Below are 15,995 nucleotides of genomic sequence, written 5' to 3'. Positions count from 1 at the left end.
AAACGTAAAGGAACACCATGGCTGGAAAGTCGAGCGGCGACCGCCGCAAGCCGCGGAAGGGCGCGAAGAACGCCGCTCCCGCGAAGGCGATCCGCGTCGGCGTCATTGACTACAAGGACGTCGCCACGCTTCGCAAGTTCATCTCGGAGCGCGGCAAGATCCGCGCCCGTCGTATCACCGGTGTCTCGGTGCAGGAGCAGCGTCTGATCGCCCGCGCGATCAAGAACGCCCGCGAAATGGCGCTCCTGCCCTACTCCGGCGCTGGCCGCTAAGGAGCACCCATGTCGAAGCTGATTCTCACGAACGAGGTCGCCGGCCTCGGCTCGGCCGGTGACGTCGTCGATGTCAAGGACGGGTACGCCCGTAACTACCTCATCCCGCAGGGCTTCGCCGTGCAGTGGACCCGCGGTGGCGAGAAGCAGGTGGCGTCGATCCGCGCCGCCCGCGAGGCCCGCGCCTTCCACGACCACGAAGAGGCCGTGGCCCTGAAGAACCGCCTGGAGTCCAACACCGTCAAGCTGACCGTCAAGGCCGGTGCCGAGGGGCGTCTGTTCGGTTCGGTCAAGACCGGTGACGTGGCCGACGCGGTCAAGGCCGCCGGCCTCGGCGAGCTGGACAAGCGCACCATCCACATCACCTCGCCGATCAAGGCCGTGGGCGACCACGAGGCGACCGTTCGCCTTCGTGACGACCTCACCGCCGTGATCACGCTGCAGGTCGTCGCCGCGAAGTAGACGCGACCCGCAGAGCGGATTCCGGATGCCGCGGAGCGGCCCTCCTCAAGAGGGTTGCCCCGCGGCATCCGTCGTTTTCGCGCGCGCTCGGCGCCCGTTCCGCGCCGGCGCACCGCTCCTGTGCCCTCCCCGCGCCGAGGTGTCGGGCGGGACGGGAAGCGACGAGGTGAGGGGGCCGGATGCCGCGGAGCTGCCCATCCCCCCGGGGCCGTGCTCCGCGACATCCGTCGTAGCGGCGTGACGATCATGGTGCGTGTCCCCCGCGGCACGCACCATGATCACAGGTGTCACGCCGTACGGTTGCGCGCCGTCCGCAGGACCATGCCCAGCGCGATGAGTCCGAGCGCCAGCAGCGAGGCTGCAGGGCCGGCCATCGTGCCGCCGGTGGCGGCGAGGGGCGTGGAGGCGGTGGCGGCGCCACCCGTTACGCGCTGTGCAGCGAGTGACGGGTCGGCGGATGTGCCGGCGGCGCCCGGAATGCCAAGCTGACCGGGCGTGCCAGGGGTGCCGGGCGTTCCGGGGACGCCGGGTGTGCCAGGAGTTCCCGGCTGACCCGGAGTGCCAGGCATACCGGGGGCTCCCGGTGTTCCGGGCTGACCGGGCGTGCCGGGGGCGCCGGGCGTGCCAGGAGTACCCGGTTGACCCGGGGCGCCAGGGGTTCCGGGCTGTCCAGGAGTCCCCGGGGTACCGGGCGTTCCGGGAGTTCCCGGGGTACCGGGCGTTCCGGGTATTCCCGGCGTGCCGGGGTTCCGGGCTGTCCGGGAGTTCCCGGGGTACCAGGCGTTCCGGGTGTGAACGGAGTCCCCGGGGTTCCCGGCACGACCGTGGTCGAGCCGGTCTCGCTGTCTCCGACGACCGAGATGGCGTTGCCGCCGATGGTGACGGGAAGCGTGATCGGGGCGATGACCTGGGTTCCGCCGAGGATGCTGTCCTCGCCGGAGGTCACCCCGGTGATCCCGGTGCTCCCGCCGTCCCCTCCGGTGTTGGCCGCGGTGTCGGACGAGCTGTCGCTGTCTCCGAGGCCGGAGATGGCGGTGCCGGCGACGGTGATCGGTGCGGTGATCGGCGCGATGACCTGGGTTCCGCCGAGGATTCTGTCCTCGCCGGAGGTCACGCCGGTGATCCCGCCGCTGTCGCCCGTCCCGCCGGTGTTGACCGCGGTGTCGGACGAGCTGTCGCTGTCTCCGATGCCGGAGATGGCGTTGCCGGCGACCGTGATCGGTGCGGTGATCGGCGCGATGACCTGCGTTCCGCCGAGGATGCTGTCCTCGCCGGAGGTCCCCCCGGTGATCCCGCCGCTGTAGCCGCCGCCTCCGCCACCGGTGGCCGTGGACGACGAGCTTTCGCTGTCGCCGACGACCGACACAGCATTGCCCGACACGGTGACGGGGACGTCGACCGAGACGATCCCCTGGGTTCCACCGAGGATGCTGTCCTCGCCGGATGTCTCGGCGGTGACCGGCGCCGACACCGGCGCCGAGGTGGTCGTCGATGACTCCGAAGAGGTGTCACCCAGCACCGAGATCGCGTTGCCGGCGACGGTGACGGGCGCCTCGACGCCGAGGACGGCTTGCGAACCCGACCCGATCGCCTCGGAGCCGTCGGTGGTTGCCGCCGGTTGCGACGGCGACGACTCACCCCCCGGCGGCAGGGCGGTCGACGTCTCCGACGACGACTCGCTGTCGCCGATGACCGAGACGGCGTTGCCGACGAGTGAGACCGGCGCGTTCAGCTGGGCGACGGCTTGGGTGCCGGAGAGGAGGCCGTCCTCTCCCGTGGTTTCGGCCGCCGTGGCGACCGTTGCGCCGAACAGCGTGAGACCGCCGGCGATGACCGTGCCCCAGAGGGCACGCTTGACGAACGTATGCATGGAAGTTTCTCCCTAGAACGGATGGATGACGCGCGAACGCGGTGACTCTCGTGCCGCCGTCGGGCGGCGCGAAGTCCATCAGTCGGGAGAAGCGTCTGTCTCGAAGATCGGCGCCCCGGGAAGGCGATCATCCTCAGGACCGGCTCGACGCATCCAGGCACGGTATGCGAAAAGCGGTCCGAGGGCGATCAGCCCCCAGGCGCCGGAATTGGCGCCGCCAGAGGGAGCAGCGTTGGCGTCACCGGGGGCGAAACCCCCGGGTGAGTGGAAGGGGAAGGGGCCGCCGCTCGGGGTGATGGCGGCAGCAGAGGTCGTATCGTCGGCCGATTCGGCGACGGGTGCGGGCGAAGCCCCGCCCGCACCCGCGAGCGCGAGGCGTGTGCGGTCGGTCGGGTAGTGAGCGCCGAAGGAAGGGCCGGATGCTGCGAGTGCGGCCGCGCTCCTGGCATCCGCCTCTCCGCCGGCGGCGGGAAGGACGGTGACCAGCACTGACCCAGACCAGGTGGGCCGCTCGCCTGCCACGGGAGGCCGAGCCGGGGGAATCGGCGGGAGCGGGCGTGCCGGAGCGAGGTTCTCGCCCGAATCGCCGATGGTCTCACCGACGGATTCGACGCCCCCGTCGATCGATTCGCCGACCTGATTCACGGCGTCGGGGATGCCCAGCCCCTCGGTCACCTCACCGACGACCGGGGTGTGCTCGACGACGTCGGTCAGCGCGCCGATGACCTGCGACACCGGCCCCTCAGCGCCCACCGACTCCGTCAGATCACCGACGGTGTCTGCCACCCCCGACACCGTCCCGGCGACCGGCCGCACGACCGGCTGCAACGGCGCCGCATCGAGAACGTCACCGGCAGCGCCGGTGACGCCGTCGACGACGTCACCCGCCCCACCAGTCGCTGCGCCCACAGCGTCGTCGACGAGTCTGGCGCCCCCACTCACGACGTCGCCCACCGGCGCGCTGAGCGGCTCGATGGCCTCCGAAGCCGGCTCCGCCGCCCTGGTGGCGGGTGCGGCGACCTGTGCGAGCGGCACGGCGGCTTCCGCAACCGGCTCTGCGACCTCGGCGGCCGGTTCGCTGACCGCCGCAACCGGTTCAGTGACCCCCACGACCGCGTCAACGCCGTCCGAGATCACCCCGCCCGCCGTGTCTGCGACAGGTTCAGCGACAGTGCCCACAACCTCGGCGCCGCCCGCTGCAACGGTGCTCACGGCACCCACCAGTCCCCCAGAGTTCTCCGACTCGTCGGCGAGGGCGCTCGAGGACGACAGTCCGAGCGCGATGGACAGAAGCATCCAGCCGATCGCGAGGCCGAGGCCCGCCAGCACAAGCTGCACGGGTCGCGGGCTACGACCGGGAATCGCCCTGTCCATCCTTCACCTCCGCACGCGAATGACTCGCTCCGCCTCTTGTCGGGCGGATCTGGGGTGCCTGGACTCCCGACCCTATGACCGGGCTATGAGACTGTCAAGGGGCCCTCGAATCGAGCCGCAGTGCGAAGCACAGCGAGTTCGGCATGGTCTCCCGGTAGGGCTCATAGACCGGAATCGGGGTGAACCCCATGCCCGCGTAGAGAGCGATCGACTCGGGCTGCGCTGGTCCCGACTGCAGGATCATCCGCTCGGCACCCGCGTCCCGCGCTCGCGCGATCACCTTCTCGGTGAGCGCGCGTCCGATCCCGCGGCCCTGAGCGTCGGATGTCACGACGAGTCGTTTCAGCTCCCACTCGACGCCGAGCCGGCGCAGCATGACGTGGCCCGCGGGGGTCTCGCCGACGAGCGCGATCCAGGTGGCGACGATCTCATCGGGCGCGATGCGCAGGGCCTCTGCGCGTGCCGCGGCAATCTCGGCCGGCTCATCCGGGTGCAACGGCCGGTACCGCCGCTCGAGGTCTTCGTCCAGCACCGACCTCAGAGCCACAGCGCGAGGATCGTCGTATGCGACCTCGAGAATCTGATACGTCACCCCACCATCCTCGCCGCGTTGCGGCGGCCGGATGACCACCGGCGGAGTCCGCGAGTTGTACACAGTCGTTTGTCAAGTCGAGAAACCTTCAACGCGTACTTCAATCACATCGTTATCCACACTGTGGGGAAAAGGAAGCGCCTGATCAGCGAGGATAAGCGCCCTCAGGTTCGTGCCCTGACCCGAAGTTGTCCACAACCGTTGTTCACAGGTCGGACGGCGTTTCGCGCACAGTTTGCACAGAGTTATCCACAGGTCATCTTGCGAGTGTCCGAGCCCCTCCTTACCGTGAGGGGAGCTCAGGACGAGCCGCACGCACAGCGTCGACGCGGACGCTGCGGGAACATCCGATCCCGGGGCCGGCGTGACGGGTCGTTGCTTCCGCGCGCGCCGAAAAATGGGAGAACACACCGTCTTATGTCGATCGCAGACATCTCTGATGAACGCATGGGCGGCCGCCGCGACCCGGAGCGCACACCGCCGCACGACATGGCGGCAGAGCAGAGCACCTTGGGCGGGATGCTGCTGTCGAAGGACGCCGTCGCCGATGTCATCGAGACACTGCGCGGCGCGGACTTCTACATTCCCAAGCACGAGATCATCTACGAAGCCATCCTGTCGCTGTACTCGCACGGCGAGCCGACGGATGTCATCGCGGTCACCGATGAGCTGATCAAGACCGGCGACCTGCAGCGAGCGGGCGGGGCGGACTATCTCCACACACTCACCTCGATCGTCCCGACCGCGGCGAACGCCGGGTACTACGCGTCGATCGTCGCCGAGCGCGCGCTGCTGCGCCGGCTGGTCGAAGCCGGCACACGCATCGTGCAGATGGGCTACAAGGGCGAGGGCGACGCGATCGAGCTCGTCAACAACGCCCAGGCCGAGATCTACTCGGTCAACAGCGGGCAGGAGACCGAGGATTACGTTCCCCTGACGATCGCCGTCGACGCCGCGGTCGATGAGATCGAGGCCGCGCGCGGGCGGGACGGTCAGATGACCGGCATCCCGACGGGCTTCTCGGGGCTCGACCAACTGACGAACGGTCTGCACCCCGGACAGATGATCGTCGTGGCGGCGAGGCCCGCTATGGGCAAGGCCTTGGCGCTGGATACGCCGCTTCCCACCCCGTCGGGGTGGACCACGATGGGCGAGGTCAAGGTCGGCGACGAACTCTTCGACGCCGATGGACGGCCGACGAAGGTCGTCGCCGCCACCGAAGTCATGACCGACCGCCCCTGCTACGAGGTCGAGTTCTCTGACGGCTCGCGCATCGTCGCAGATGCCGAACATCAGTGGGTGACGGAGACTCGTGCCGCGCGTCGCGGTGGTCGTGCGACAGCCGGCGTCGTCACGACCGAGCAGATGGCGGCGACGCTGACGGTGGGCGCCGACAAGCGGGCGAATCACTCCGTGCGCAACGGTCGGCCGCTTCAGGCTCCTCATGCTGATCTCCCGGTGGCGCCCTACGCCCTCGGTGCGTGGCTGGGCGACGGTCACACCGCCGGCAATCGCATCACCAGCGAGACCGACGAGATTCCCGGCTTCATCCGCCGCAGCGGTCTTCGTGTCGAGGCGCGGGGTGGGATGCTCTCCTCCGTGCATCTTCTCAAGCGAGAGGAGTTGATGCGGATCTGCGAGATCTGCGGCACGAGCTTTCGCGCTCGCCACCCGCACGTCCGCACGTGCGGGCGCACCTGCGGTCCGAAGAACAAGGGCGCGCACCCGGAGCGCTTGCCCTGCCCGGACTGCGGTCAGCCCTTCTCGGGGGAAGCTCAGCGCTGCGCCGCCTGCCATCGTGACCACGGCTCATTCACGGCCCTCCTCCGGGAGGCGGGCGTGCTCGGTGACAAGCACGTGCCGCTCGCGTACCTCCGAGCGTCTGAGGCGCAGCGCCGCGAATTGCTGGCTGGGCTTCTCGACACCGACGGCACGGTCGTGCGGGGCGTCGGATCCTGCCAATTCGCCGTCACTAACAAGAAGCTGGCCGACTCCGTGTACGAGTTGATCGTCAGTCTCGGTTACCGCTGCGAACGCACGACCAAGCGCGTGCATGGCCGATCTTCAGAGTCGTCCACCTGCTACATCCTCAACTTCTCGACCACGGACGATGTGTTCTGGCTCGAGCGTAAGCGTGCTCTTCACGCTCAGGAGCGACCGGTCGACGTGACGCGGACGGGTCGTCGCTATGTCACTGCAGTTCGGCCAGTTGCGAGTGTGCCCGTGCGCTGCGTGCAGGTCGACAACGACGACCATCTGTACCTCGCCGGGCAGTCGATGATCCCGACGCACAACTCAACGCTGGCTCTGGATTTTGCGCGCGCGGCCGCGATCAAGAACAACATGCCGACCATCGTCTTCTCCCTCGAGATGGGGCGAAGCGAGATCGCGATGCGCCTGATGAGCGCTGAAGCGGCCGTGCCGCTGCAGAACATGCGCAAGGGCACGCTCGATTCGCGCGACTGGACGACGATCGCCTCCACGCGCGGGCGCATCAACGACGCGCCCCTCTACATCGACGACAGCCCGAACATGACCCTCGTCGAGATCCGCGCGAAGTGCCGTCGCCTCAAGCAGCGCGTGGGTCTGAAGATGGTCATCATCGACTACCTCCAGCTGATGACGAGCGGCAAGCGGGTCGAGTCGCGTCAGCAAGAGGTCTCGGAGTTCTCCCGTGCCCTGAAGCTCCTCGCCAAGGAGCTCCAGGTGCCGGTGATCGCCCTGTCGCAGTTGAACCGTGGTCCTGAGCAGCGCGCCGACAAGAAGCCGGCGCTGTCAGACCTCCGTGAATCGGGATCGATCGAGCAGGATGCCGACATGGTCGTCCTCCTTCACCGTGAGGCGGCGTACGAGCGCGACAGTCCCCGCGCGGGAGAAGCCGACCTCATCGTGGCCAAGCACCGTAACGGCCCGACCGACACGGTGGTCGTGGCGTTCCAGGGTCACTTCTCGCGGTTCACCGACATGGCTGTGGGGATGTAACGACCGTGTTGTAGGTTCCGCTCGGAGTTGTCCATTTCGCAGGTGAGATGTCCACGGTGTGTCCATATGGACATTTCAGCTGGTCGCCACCGAAGCGGAGGTTGGCATCGGCCTCGCTGTGCTCGCCGGGTACGCTGTGATCTACTGTCTGCCCTGCCTCATTATTCTTGCCGTGGGCTTGATCGCGTGCGACCGGGTTCAGTGGCACGGTAAGCGTTCGATCCCTGTAGCGGTGATCTGGATACTGCTGGGCGCCGCCGTGTTGAGTGTTCCGTTCTGGCTCTCCTGATCCGGGTCACCGACCACAGGATCAGCTGGTCTTCGCTGACCCACCACCAGCATGCGGTATCCCCTTATTGCGTGATGTCACGCCGATGGAGGGTGACTGCCGCGACCGTCAGGCATGCGCCGATCAGCGCGGCGGCGATCAACGTGGCGAAGAAGAACCATGGGTCGGCGGTGCCGCGGGAGACGACAGCGAGGGTTTGGGCGGGGAGGAATCGGCCGGCGTCACCGAGGGTCGCGGAGAGCAGGCCTTCGAACAGGCCGTAGCCGAGCCCGATCCCGATTGCCACGATGGCTGATCGGGTGAGGACGGCCAAGAGCATTCCTGCGGTGGTGAAGCCGATCAGTGCCGCAGCGACTCCCAGCGTACGGATCGCGGCGAGGCTGAGACCTTCGGGAGTGAACCAGGCTGCGGTGTCGACCCCGTACGCGGAGGCCAGAGCGGTGGCGGTGGCGAGGACGGTGATACTGCCGATGAGGGTCAGCGCGACAGTGAGCCCACAGAGGGTTAGCCAGGTGCCGAGGAGCCATGTGGTGCGGTGCGGCTGCCGCACGAAGATGGTGCGCACGAGTCCGGTGCTGAAGACGCCACCGACGTGCGCCGCGGCGACAGCGAGGGTGACCGCGCCGGTGATCATGAGGATCCGACCGACCAAGTCGGCGGGGACGCCGACCGCGCCCATGGTCTCGATGGTGAGGGGGATGGGGCCGAGGCGGGAACCGCCGGGGCGACTGGCGGTGAAGAAGGTGGCGACGGTGACCGCGATGCCGAACGCGGCAACGGCGCCGATTCCCGACCACAGCAGTGCGGGTCGACGTAGGAGTATCCAGGTGTAGCGCGCGGATGCGATCATCGGGCACTCCCCGGTTCGGGTCGGGATGTGCCGGTCATCCGCAGGAACGCCACTTCCAGCGTCGGTGCCGTGATGCGCATCTGGGCCACCGAGATACCGGCGCGCACGGACTTCTCGAGCAGAGATGCGGCAAGCACGCGATCTCCACGCACGAGCACCACCCCAGCCCCAACCTCAGCCGAGTCTCCGGCGAGCTCTGCAAGCTGGCGCAGCTGATGCGCGTGCAACGGTTCGATGTCTATGGTTGCGAGGTCCGCCAAGAGTCCGGTTGTCGGACCGGAGTAGGTGATGTGGCCCGCATCCATCAGCACGACGTGGTCGCACACCTGCTCGATCTCGGTGAGCAGGTGGCTGGATAGGAGGACGGTGACGCCCTCGTCGGCGAGGTGGCGGAGGAACCGGCGAAGGTCGGCGATTCCGTGCGGGTCCAGCCCGTTCGCTGGCTCGTCCAAGATCACGACGGCCGGATCGTGCAGAAGCGTGATGGCCAACGCCAGGCGCTGCCGCATCCCCAGGGAGTACTGGGAAACCCTCTGATCGGCGGCGTCGAGGAGCCCGACTCGATCGAGCGTGGACTCGATCTGTGCCGCATCCCATCCGGCAAGGGCCGCGACGGCTTCCATGTTGCGGCGACCGGTGAGCCCATGAACCAGCGCCGGGGACTCGATCAGCGCCCCAACGCGCCCCAACGCTGCCCGATCCTCGTTCCCGCCGACGTCCAACGTCACCGTCCCGCCCGTGGGCGCGACAAGCCTGACCAGCATTCGCAGCACCGTCGTCTTTCCCGCGCCGTTCGGGCCGATCAGCCCGGTGATCTGACCGCGAGGGACGGTGAAATGGACCGGGCCTATCGTGGTGCCCGAACGGTACTGCTTGGTGAGGCCTTGGACAGCGATTGCATGACCCTCCTGGTCGGCGGGTGGAAGGTGGTCCGGCTCCGCGGCCCCCGGTGCGGGTGGCTGTTCTGCCCGTCTGGGGTGGGTGAGCCGGACGGCGACGAGACCGCCGATCACCGGAAGCCACGCGACCGCTTTCGCCCGCCGCGGAATCGGTGACAGCGCCGCCAGAGCGATCGTCGCCAGATACGCGAACCCGTGGATCGGGCCCATGCTCGAGGTGATCATGTCCAGATGCACCGTCGCGCGGTTGATCAGAAGGATAGCGAGGCTGGCGACCTCCACTCCGGCAGCCAGCACGAGCCACCGTCGCAGGGTCATCCCGCGACTCCGGTCGTGGAGCCGGGCCGGAAGATCATCAAAGTGACAACGACCATCCACAACAGGGTGAATACCACGGTGCTGCGCTGGAGCCACGGCGCTGATTGCGCCGCGAGTGCGCGGCGCTGACCCCCCACGACACCCCACACAAACACCGCCGCGGCGGCGGCAGTGAGGGCGATGGCAATGAGCAGCCAGGCGTCGGTGAGCAGCCCGAGCTGTACCGCGGTGGCGAATCCGAACACTGGCACCGACAAGGCAACCACCGCCCCTATCGTGTTCACGCGGTGCAGGAACATCAGCGTTACCCCGCCGTTCATCGTGCCGCCACGCGGCGGCACCGAAGTCTGAATGTCACCTACTACCGGTGTGGGCCGACCCATCCATACGAACAGCCACGCAGCGACCGTCACCGGACCCACCGTGACGATAGCGGTCAGCACATGAAGGCTGAGCATCACCTTTTCCATGACGACTCCCTCAGGACGTGAGGGATTCAACGATCTTGCCGCGACTGCCGCGCATCACCAGGCTTAGGAACCTGTCTCGCTCCGCGGGGGTAACCGCTTGCGTGGGTCGCGGCGCGAACGGGGGCCGGAAGAGGTCCAGGTCGTACTCCATCCCTACCTGAATCGCGCGCGCATCCTCCGCTTCGACGTACTTCGAGGCCAGCAGTAGGGCGAGGTCGATCGTGGATGCTGTGTTTCCGGCCGATACGTACTTCCCATCCACAACCACCCGACCGGGCACCTTGACTTGCCCGAAGGCCGGCATCGGCACCCCGTTGTCGTCGGCAACCCGGATGCCGCTCAAGAGTCCTGCGGCCCCGGGGAGCCACCCGCCCACGCACGCCCACGAGGTGTACTCGCTTCCCCGGTCCAAGCGTCGGAACTCCTCGAGCAACTCCGGGTGCCCGGTATCGATCAGGATCGCGCCGCCGGGCACATACAGCACGTCCGCACCGGTGACATCCGACAGCGGAACACTGTCCAAACGCACCATCCCCGTGTCTGAACTGACCAGACCCCCCGTCCGCGACGCAAACACGATCTCCGAGTCCGGGACCAGGCTCAACACCTCGTACGGCGCAACAGCCTCGAATGCTGAAAACGCGGGCGGCAGATAGACAACGACGACAAGCTCCGGGCGTTTCATGACCACTCCCTAAAATCAGTGCAACTGATTATTGCACCAATTCGAGTAGGCTGTGGCGTGAAGGGATGAGGAGCGTGAGAGATCCGATGACGGCCGATTCGGTAAGCCGAGCGCACACAGCCGGGGCGGTCAGCGGCGCGTCTCAAGCACAGGTCGAAGAGGCCCTGCTCAACGCCACTCCTCAAGCCATGACGGGCGCGCTGGCGTTGGTAGGCATCGGCACCCTGGTGCGAAAGCTGCTCGATGAACGTCTTGGGGAGAGCGGAATGAGCGTCCGGCATCTGTCGGTTCTCGGACACGTACGCGGCCGGCCCGGCATGTCGATGGCCGAACTTGCTCAACGCATCGGGATTACCAACCAGAGCATGCATACAACCGTCCATCAGCTCTTAGAAAGAGGTCTCATTGAACCCGCTGGTCCACTCTCCCGCGGACGATCCAGTGCTCTCCGCATCACCCCCGATGGCACCCACCAACTGATGCAAGCCCTGAACGTCGTCGCAGAGGTCGACCAGATCGTCAACCTCGACAAACACACCACGTCCGCGATCCTCGACGCCGCGGTGCGAATCGCGAAGAGATAGCAGATCGTCGAGCCGATCGTTACCACCCGGCTCCTGGTTTCTCACGGTCGCAATGGCTGCTCCCATGGACAACTAGGCCTTCGTCGCTGAGCGCCCGTCCCAGACACCTCATCCTTGCCACGCCCGGAAATGCAGCATCATCGTGGACATCTCCGAGCGGTTCCTAAAGCGGATTGTAGGTTTTTTTAGAAGTTGTCCGTTTCGCAGATGAAATGGGCACGGTGTGTCCACCTGGACATCTCGGCGGCACGGCCGCCGACGAGCGATTACCTCGCAACGACGTGACGGGTGCTGATCAGGCGTTGATGAGCTCGTAGAGCGACCCGTGCTTGTTCGTCATCATTGCCTCGACGGACGTGGCGAGGGCGCTGTCGCGGACGAGGATGCCGAACTCGACGTTTCGGTTCTCGGCTGAGTAGCTGAAGTTCGCGCTGGTAGGCCTGGGACCAGAGCTAGAGAAGGGCGGTGCCCGCCGCTGGGACCGAACCATGATGCCCGGCAACGGCCCCGTCCTACCCCACCTGCTCGACCCTCGGCTGCAGCTGGCGCGCGACCCACGCTTGCTTCTGACCTAGTGCTACTAATCGGTGAAGTGCGCCCAGTGACCGGAGCGACGAGGCTTCATGATCATCATTCTCAATTGCATGCACAAATTGCGATCTATTTATGTGTTCTGTTTTGATGGTGACGTGGAACGTGAGGCGGGGTTGGAGGCAACAGCGGCTTTATTCAAGGTCCTCGGCTCCCCGTCGCGCCTTTATCTCCTGCGTCTGCTGGCCGCGGAACCCGCCGGGGTGAGCGCGCTGGTGAAGCGCAGCGAGATGTCGCAACCTCTCGTGTCGCAGCATCTCCGGACGTTGCGTCAGGCGGGAATCGTGACTGTGTCACGCACAGGACGCGAAGCCGTATACCAGCTCGCGGACTATCACATCGCGCACGTCGTCAACGACGCGATCACCCACGTCCTCGAAGAGGACGCCCCCGACAAAGGAGACCCCGATGAGCACAACTGAGATCCACGCCGAGCACACCCGGTCCGAGCACGAGCACGGCACCGACTGCGGACACGAGGCTGTCCAGCATGATGACCACGTCGACTACGTGCACGGCACCCACCACCACGCACTCCACGGCGACCACTACGACGAGCACGAGAGCGTCGCCGAGCACACGGTTGCGGAGCACACTCACGGCACTGACTGCGGACACGAGACGGTGCAGCACGACGACCACGTCGACTACGTGCACGACGGGCATAAGCATGCTTCCCACGGCGAGCACTACGACGAGCACTAAGCCTGTGGGATGCCAATCTCGCACTTAGACGGAAGGGCTGGCGGTATCCGCCGGCCCTTCCGCATCCCTCGCGAGTCTGCCCTCGTGCGTATCTCCTACTGCTCAGTGCGGGCGGTGTCCGGGAGAGGGAAGAACGTGAGCTGGGGCACGTTTTCGGTGTCGGCGCGACGGGCACCGATGCCGTACGTGGACGCGATGAGCTTGGGTCGCAGAATCTCGTCGGGTGTGCCGATGGCGACCATGCGGCCTTTGTCGAGGAGGACGAGCTCGTCGCAGTACCTGGCCGCCAGGTTCAAGTCGTGCAGCACCACGAGCGTTGTCAGCGGCAGGCTGCGCACGAGTGCGAGGATCTCGTGCTGGTAGCGGATGTCGAGATGGTTCGTCGGCTCGTCGAGGAGCAGGTGGCTTGCTCCTTGGGTGATCGCGCGGGCGATCAGGACGCGTTGGCGTTCACCGCCGGAGAGCGTGTCGACCGATCTCTGGGCGAGGTGGGCGACACCAGCGCGTTGCATCGCGTCTTCGGCGGCGGCCTCGTCTTCGGGCCGGTACCGGCTCCATCCGGACATGCGGATGGAGCGTCCAAGGATCACTGAGTCCCACGCCGTGAGGGGAAGACCCGTCCGTTCTTCCTGGGCCACGACGGCGATCCGTTCGGCGCGTTCCCGTGCGGAAAGCGTGTCGAGGGCATCGCCGTCGACGACGACCGTTCCGCGCATCCGATCGATGGCTCCGAAGATGGCTCGCACGATGGACGACTTCCCTGAGCCATTCGGACCGATCAACCCGACCGTCCTGCCGGTGGGGAGGTCAACACTGACATCGTCGACGGCGACGGCTTGGCCGTAGCGCACGACCAAGCCGTCGACGTCGATCACTGCGAGAGGCGCCCGGTACCCTCGAGCACGGCACGGAGTCCGCGGAGCGCTCCGGGGTCGGGCGAGAGGTCGGACGCGAGTACTCCTACGATGCGGTCGGCCTTGACGGCTTCAAGATCGGTGACGCCGGGCTCGGAGAGCAGGTGAGCCTTCGCGTCCTCTAAGCTCTCTCCGTAGAGGCCGTAGGCGAGCACGATGGTGTCGGGGTTGGCGTCGAGGAGCGTCTCCACGTTCACCTCGAGGTAGACGGACGGCTCGTCGCCGTAGACGTTGTCGAAGCCGGCGCGGTCCAAGACGTCGTCGGCGATGCCCTGCCCGCCGCGGGCGGACAGCGTGGACGATTCGGAGAAGTAGTAGACGACGGCCGCGGTCCCGCGCTCAGTTTCCGTGGACGCGGCGGGGGTCAGCTCGTCGAGCTCTGCGCGAAGCTCCTCGAGGTTGGCGTCGGCGGCAGCCTCGGTGCCGAACACGGTGGCGAGCCGGTTCACGTCGGCGAAGATCGCGTCGAAGTCGGTCTTCTCTGTGAGCGCGGCGTCGTGGCTGCACTCTCCGTCGATCACGATCTCAGGGATGCCTGCTGCGGCGATGTCTTCCGGGGCGGCATTGAACAGTCCGTAGCCGACGATGATGTCGGGTTCTGCTCCGATGATGGACTCGGCGGTGGGGTCGGAGGGGTCGACGATGGTCGCGTCGGTTGGCGGGTTGTCGAGACCTTCGGGAAGGTCGGCGCCGAATTCTCCGCTGCGGGCGGTGATCCGGTCCGAGGCGCCGGCAGTGTCCAGGAGGGCGATGGCCGAGGTCCCGATCGTCAGAACCGAAGCGGGTTCGGACGCGATCTCCAAGTCGGCGCCGCAGTTCTCGATGGTGAGCGGGTACGCGCCGTCGGTCTCGGTGTCAGCGGTTGCGGTGGCGCAGGCCGTCAGGGCGACGAGCGCTCCCGCAGCGACGAGAGCGACGCCGGAGCGTCGCCGGAGGTGATTGATCATGGTTTCTCTCTTTCGGGTGATGGGGCAGGGTTTGCGATGGCGAGTGGATGAAGGGCGATCAACGTTCTGCTGAGCGACGGATGAGGGCGATGAGGAGCGGGGTACCGATGAGTGCGGTGAGGATTCCCAACGGCAGTTCGCGTGGCGCGAAAGCGACGCGCGCTGCGGCGTCGGCCCAGACGAGTAGGAGCGCCCCGAGGACGGCGGAGGTCGGGATCACGATGCTGTGGCGCCCGCCGACGAGGCGTCTGACGATGTGCGGCACGACAAGGCCCACGAAGCCGATGAGGCCGGACACGGAGACAGCGGCGGCGATGACCAGACACACCACGATCACGCCGGCGGCTCGGAAGCGCGTGGGGTTGGTGCCGAGTGCGAGGGCGGTGTCGTCGCTTATGGCGATCGCGTCGAAACGACGTGCCCACAAGGTGAAGAAGACAAGCGCGACGATCACGGCGATGAGCCCGATCGGCACGGAGGGCCATCGGGCTTGACCAAGGGATCCGAGCATCCAGAAGAGCACCGCGCGCGTGCCATCCCGGGACTCGCTCGCGAAGACGAGGAAGTTCGTCAACGCCGTCAATGCGAAGCCGACGGCGATTCCGGCAAAGATCAACCGAGACGGAACGAATCGGCCCCCGATTCTCGCGATCGTCATGACGAGCACGATCGCGAGCAGCGCTCCGACGAACGCGCTGCCGGTGATGGCGATCGCGCCGAGGCCGGAACCGACGCCGAACAGGATGCTCGCCGCCGCTCCGGTTGAGGCACCGGATGAGATTCCCAGTAGGTAGGGGTCAGCGAGCGGATTCCGCACGAGCGATTGGATGGCCGCGCCCGTCATCGCGAGCACGGCTCCGACGAACGCACCCAACAGCACCCGGGGAACGCGAATCAGCCACACGATCGATTCCTCGGAGGAGCTCCACGTCGCCTCGAGGGGGAGGCCGAGTTGAGCGCCGACCACCCGTGCGACCACAGCGGCGGATACGTCCACCGGACCGATCCCGACGGCAACGATCGCCGACCCGACGAGCGCCAAGCAGAGCGCGACAAGGAGGACGCCGCCGCGCCGGCGGACGCGCCGCGCCGCGTCTCCCAATGTCACCCCGGATGAAGCGTCGGAGTGGCGCGGAGGCGCATCGGTCGTGTACACAGGAACACAGCTTATTGATAACGATTCTCGTTTGC

The 15,995-nt window shown here is 66.9% G+C and carries 18 protein-coding genes; 7 read left to right on the top strand and 11 right to left on the bottom strand.

Features of this window, described 5'->3' with window-relative positions; genetic code table 11:
• The first annotated feature begins 17 nt into the window (after positions 1 to 17).
• Positions 18 to 272 carry a 30S ribosomal protein S18 gene (gene rpsR, locus HDC37_RS14390; protein WP_124291977.1) on the top strand — a complete coding sequence of 85 codons (255 nt, stop codon included), beginning with the start codon at positions 18 to 20 and terminating at the stop codon, positions 270 to 272.
• Positions 273 to 281: 9 nt separating this feature from the next.
• A complete protein-coding gene (gene rplI / locus HDC37_RS14385; RefSeq protein WP_179561084.1) occupies positions 282 to 734 on the top strand; it encodes a 50S ribosomal protein L9 in 453 nt (150 codons plus the stop codon).
• A gap of 424 nt (positions 735 to 1,158) precedes the next feature.
• Here the strand turns inward: rplI and HDC37_RS17435 are convergent, their stop codons facing one another.
• The 3 genes from HDC37_RS17435 to HDC37_RS14370 all read right to left on the bottom strand — a co-directional run bounded on the left by HDC37_RS17435 (position 1,159) and on the right by HDC37_RS14370 (position 4,570).
• Positions 1,159 to 2,604 (bottom strand): hypothetical protein, encoded by a 1,446-nt coding sequence (locus tag HDC37_RS17435; RefSeq protein WP_218869842.1) that lies wholly within the window; start codon positions 2,602 to 2,604, stop codon positions 1,159 to 1,161.
• Positions 2,605 to 2,682: 78 nt separating this feature from the next.
• Positions 2,683 to 3,942: a hypothetical protein gene (locus tag HDC37_RS14375; RefSeq protein WP_179561083.1), complete on the bottom strand. Its 1,260-nt coding sequence runs from the start codon at positions 3,940 to 3,942 to the stop codon at positions 2,683 to 2,685.
• 130 nt (positions 3,943 to 4,072) lie between these two features.
• Positions 4,073 to 4,570 (bottom strand): GNAT family N-acetyltransferase, encoded by a 498-nt coding sequence (locus tag HDC37_RS14370; RefSeq protein WP_179561082.1) that lies wholly within the window; start codon positions 4,568 to 4,570, stop codon positions 4,073 to 4,075.
• Positions 4,571 to 4,987: 417 nt separating this feature from the next.
• Between HDC37_RS14370 and dnaB the strand changes: the two genes are divergently transcribed.
• On the top strand, positions 4,988 to 7,552 hold the full coding sequence (gene dnaB / locus HDC37_RS14365) for a replicative DNA helicase (RefSeq protein ID WP_179561081.1): 2,565 nt from the start codon (positions 4,988 to 4,990) through the stop codon (positions 7,550 to 7,552).
• A gap of 58 nt (positions 7,553 to 7,610) precedes the next feature.
• Positions 7,611 to 7,841 (top strand): hypothetical protein, encoded by a 231-nt coding sequence (locus HDC37_RS14360; protein ID WP_179561080.1) that lies wholly within the window; start codon positions 7,611 to 7,613, stop codon positions 7,839 to 7,841.
• Between the two features lie 64 nt (positions 7,842 to 7,905).
• Here HDC37_RS14360 and HDC37_RS14355 read toward each other — a convergent pair whose 3' ends face one another.
• Genes HDC37_RS14355 through HDC37_RS14340 form a run of 4 tightly spaced genes read right to left on the bottom strand, consistent with a single transcriptional unit; the run spans position 7,906 to position 11,063 of the window.
• Positions 7,906 to 8,691: a hypothetical protein gene (locus tag HDC37_RS14355; RefSeq protein ID WP_179561079.1), complete on the bottom strand. Its 786-nt coding sequence runs from the start codon at positions 8,689 to 8,691 to the stop codon at positions 7,906 to 7,908.
• The gene (locus HDC37_RS14350; RefSeq protein WP_179561078.1) at positions 8,688 to 9,908 is read right to left on the bottom strand and encodes an ABC transporter ATP-binding protein; all 1,221 of its coding nucleotides are present in this window, start codon (positions 9,906 to 9,908) and stop codon (positions 8,688 to 8,690) included. Before HDC37_RS14350 ends, HDC37_RS14355 begins: the two co-directional genes overlap by 4 nt.
• The gene (locus HDC37_RS14345) at positions 9,905 to 10,378 is read right to left on the bottom strand and encodes a hypothetical protein (protein WP_179561077.1); all 474 of its coding nucleotides are present in this window, start codon (positions 10,376 to 10,378) and stop codon (positions 9,905 to 9,907) included. Before HDC37_RS14345 ends, HDC37_RS14350 begins: the two co-directional genes overlap by 4 nt.
• Positions 10,379 to 10,388: 10 nt before the next feature.
• A complete protein-coding gene (locus HDC37_RS14340) occupies positions 10,389 to 11,063 on the bottom strand; it encodes a DJ-1/PfpI family protein (protein ID WP_179561076.1) in 675 nt (224 codons plus the stop codon).
• Positions 11,064 to 11,137: 74 nt separating this feature from the next.
• Between HDC37_RS14340 and HDC37_RS17430 the strand changes: the two genes are divergently transcribed.
• Complete coding sequence (locus tag HDC37_RS17430) at positions 11,138 to 11,647, top strand: MarR family winged helix-turn-helix transcriptional regulator (RefSeq protein WP_218869841.1); 510 nt, start codon at positions 11,138 to 11,140, stop codon at positions 11,645 to 11,647.
• A 295-nt stretch (positions 11,648 to 11,942) separates the two neighbouring features.
• Here the strand turns inward: HDC37_RS17430 and HDC37_RS14330 are convergent, their stop codons facing one another.
• Positions 11,943 to 12,137, bottom strand: a complete 195-nt coding sequence (locus HDC37_RS14330) for a hypothetical protein (protein WP_218869840.1) — start codon at positions 12,135 to 12,137, stop codon at positions 11,943 to 11,945.
• A gap of 133 nt (positions 12,138 to 12,270) precedes the next feature.
• Here HDC37_RS14330 and HDC37_RS14325 point away from each other — a divergent pair, with 133 nt between their 5' ends.
• Entirely contained in the window at positions 12,271 to 12,660 is a 390-nt protein-coding gene (locus HDC37_RS14325) for a helix-turn-helix transcriptional regulator (RefSeq protein ID WP_257021531.1), read from the top strand.
• Positions 12,647 to 12,943, top strand: coding sequence for a hypothetical protein (locus HDC37_RS14320; protein ID WP_179561074.1), 297 nt, complete (start codon positions 12,647 to 12,649; stop codon positions 12,941 to 12,943). Before HDC37_RS14325 ends, HDC37_RS14320 begins: the two co-directional genes overlap by 14 nt.
• Positions 12,944 to 13,038: 95 nt before the next feature.
• Here the strand turns inward: HDC37_RS14320 and HDC37_RS14315 are convergent, their stop codons facing one another.
• The 3 genes from HDC37_RS14315 to HDC37_RS14305 are packed head-to-tail and all read right to left on the bottom strand — an operon-like array spanning position 13,039 to position 15,912.
• Positions 13,039 to 13,818: an ABC transporter ATP-binding protein gene (locus HDC37_RS14315; RefSeq protein WP_179561073.1), complete on the bottom strand. Its 780-nt coding sequence runs from the start codon at positions 13,816 to 13,818 to the stop codon at positions 13,039 to 13,041.
• Entirely contained in the window at positions 13,815 to 14,804 is a 990-nt protein-coding gene (locus HDC37_RS14310) for an ABC transporter substrate-binding protein (protein ID WP_179561072.1), read from the bottom strand. Before HDC37_RS14310 ends, HDC37_RS14315 begins: the two co-directional genes overlap by 4 nt.
• 58 nt (positions 14,805 to 14,862) lie before the next feature.
• Positions 14,863 to 15,912 carry an iron ABC transporter permease gene (locus tag HDC37_RS14305; RefSeq protein WP_179561071.1) on the bottom strand — a complete coding sequence of 350 codons (1,050 nt, stop codon included), beginning with the start codon at positions 15,910 to 15,912 and terminating at the stop codon, positions 14,863 to 14,865.
• Positions 15,913 to 15,995 lie beyond the last annotated feature (83 nt).

Source organism: Microbacterium sp. AK009, assembly GCF_013410955.1.
Taxonomy (GTDB): Bacteria; Actinomycetota; Actinomycetes; order Actinomycetales; family Microbacteriaceae; genus Microbacterium.
This window is presented reverse-complemented; position numbering and strand designations above follow the sequence as displayed.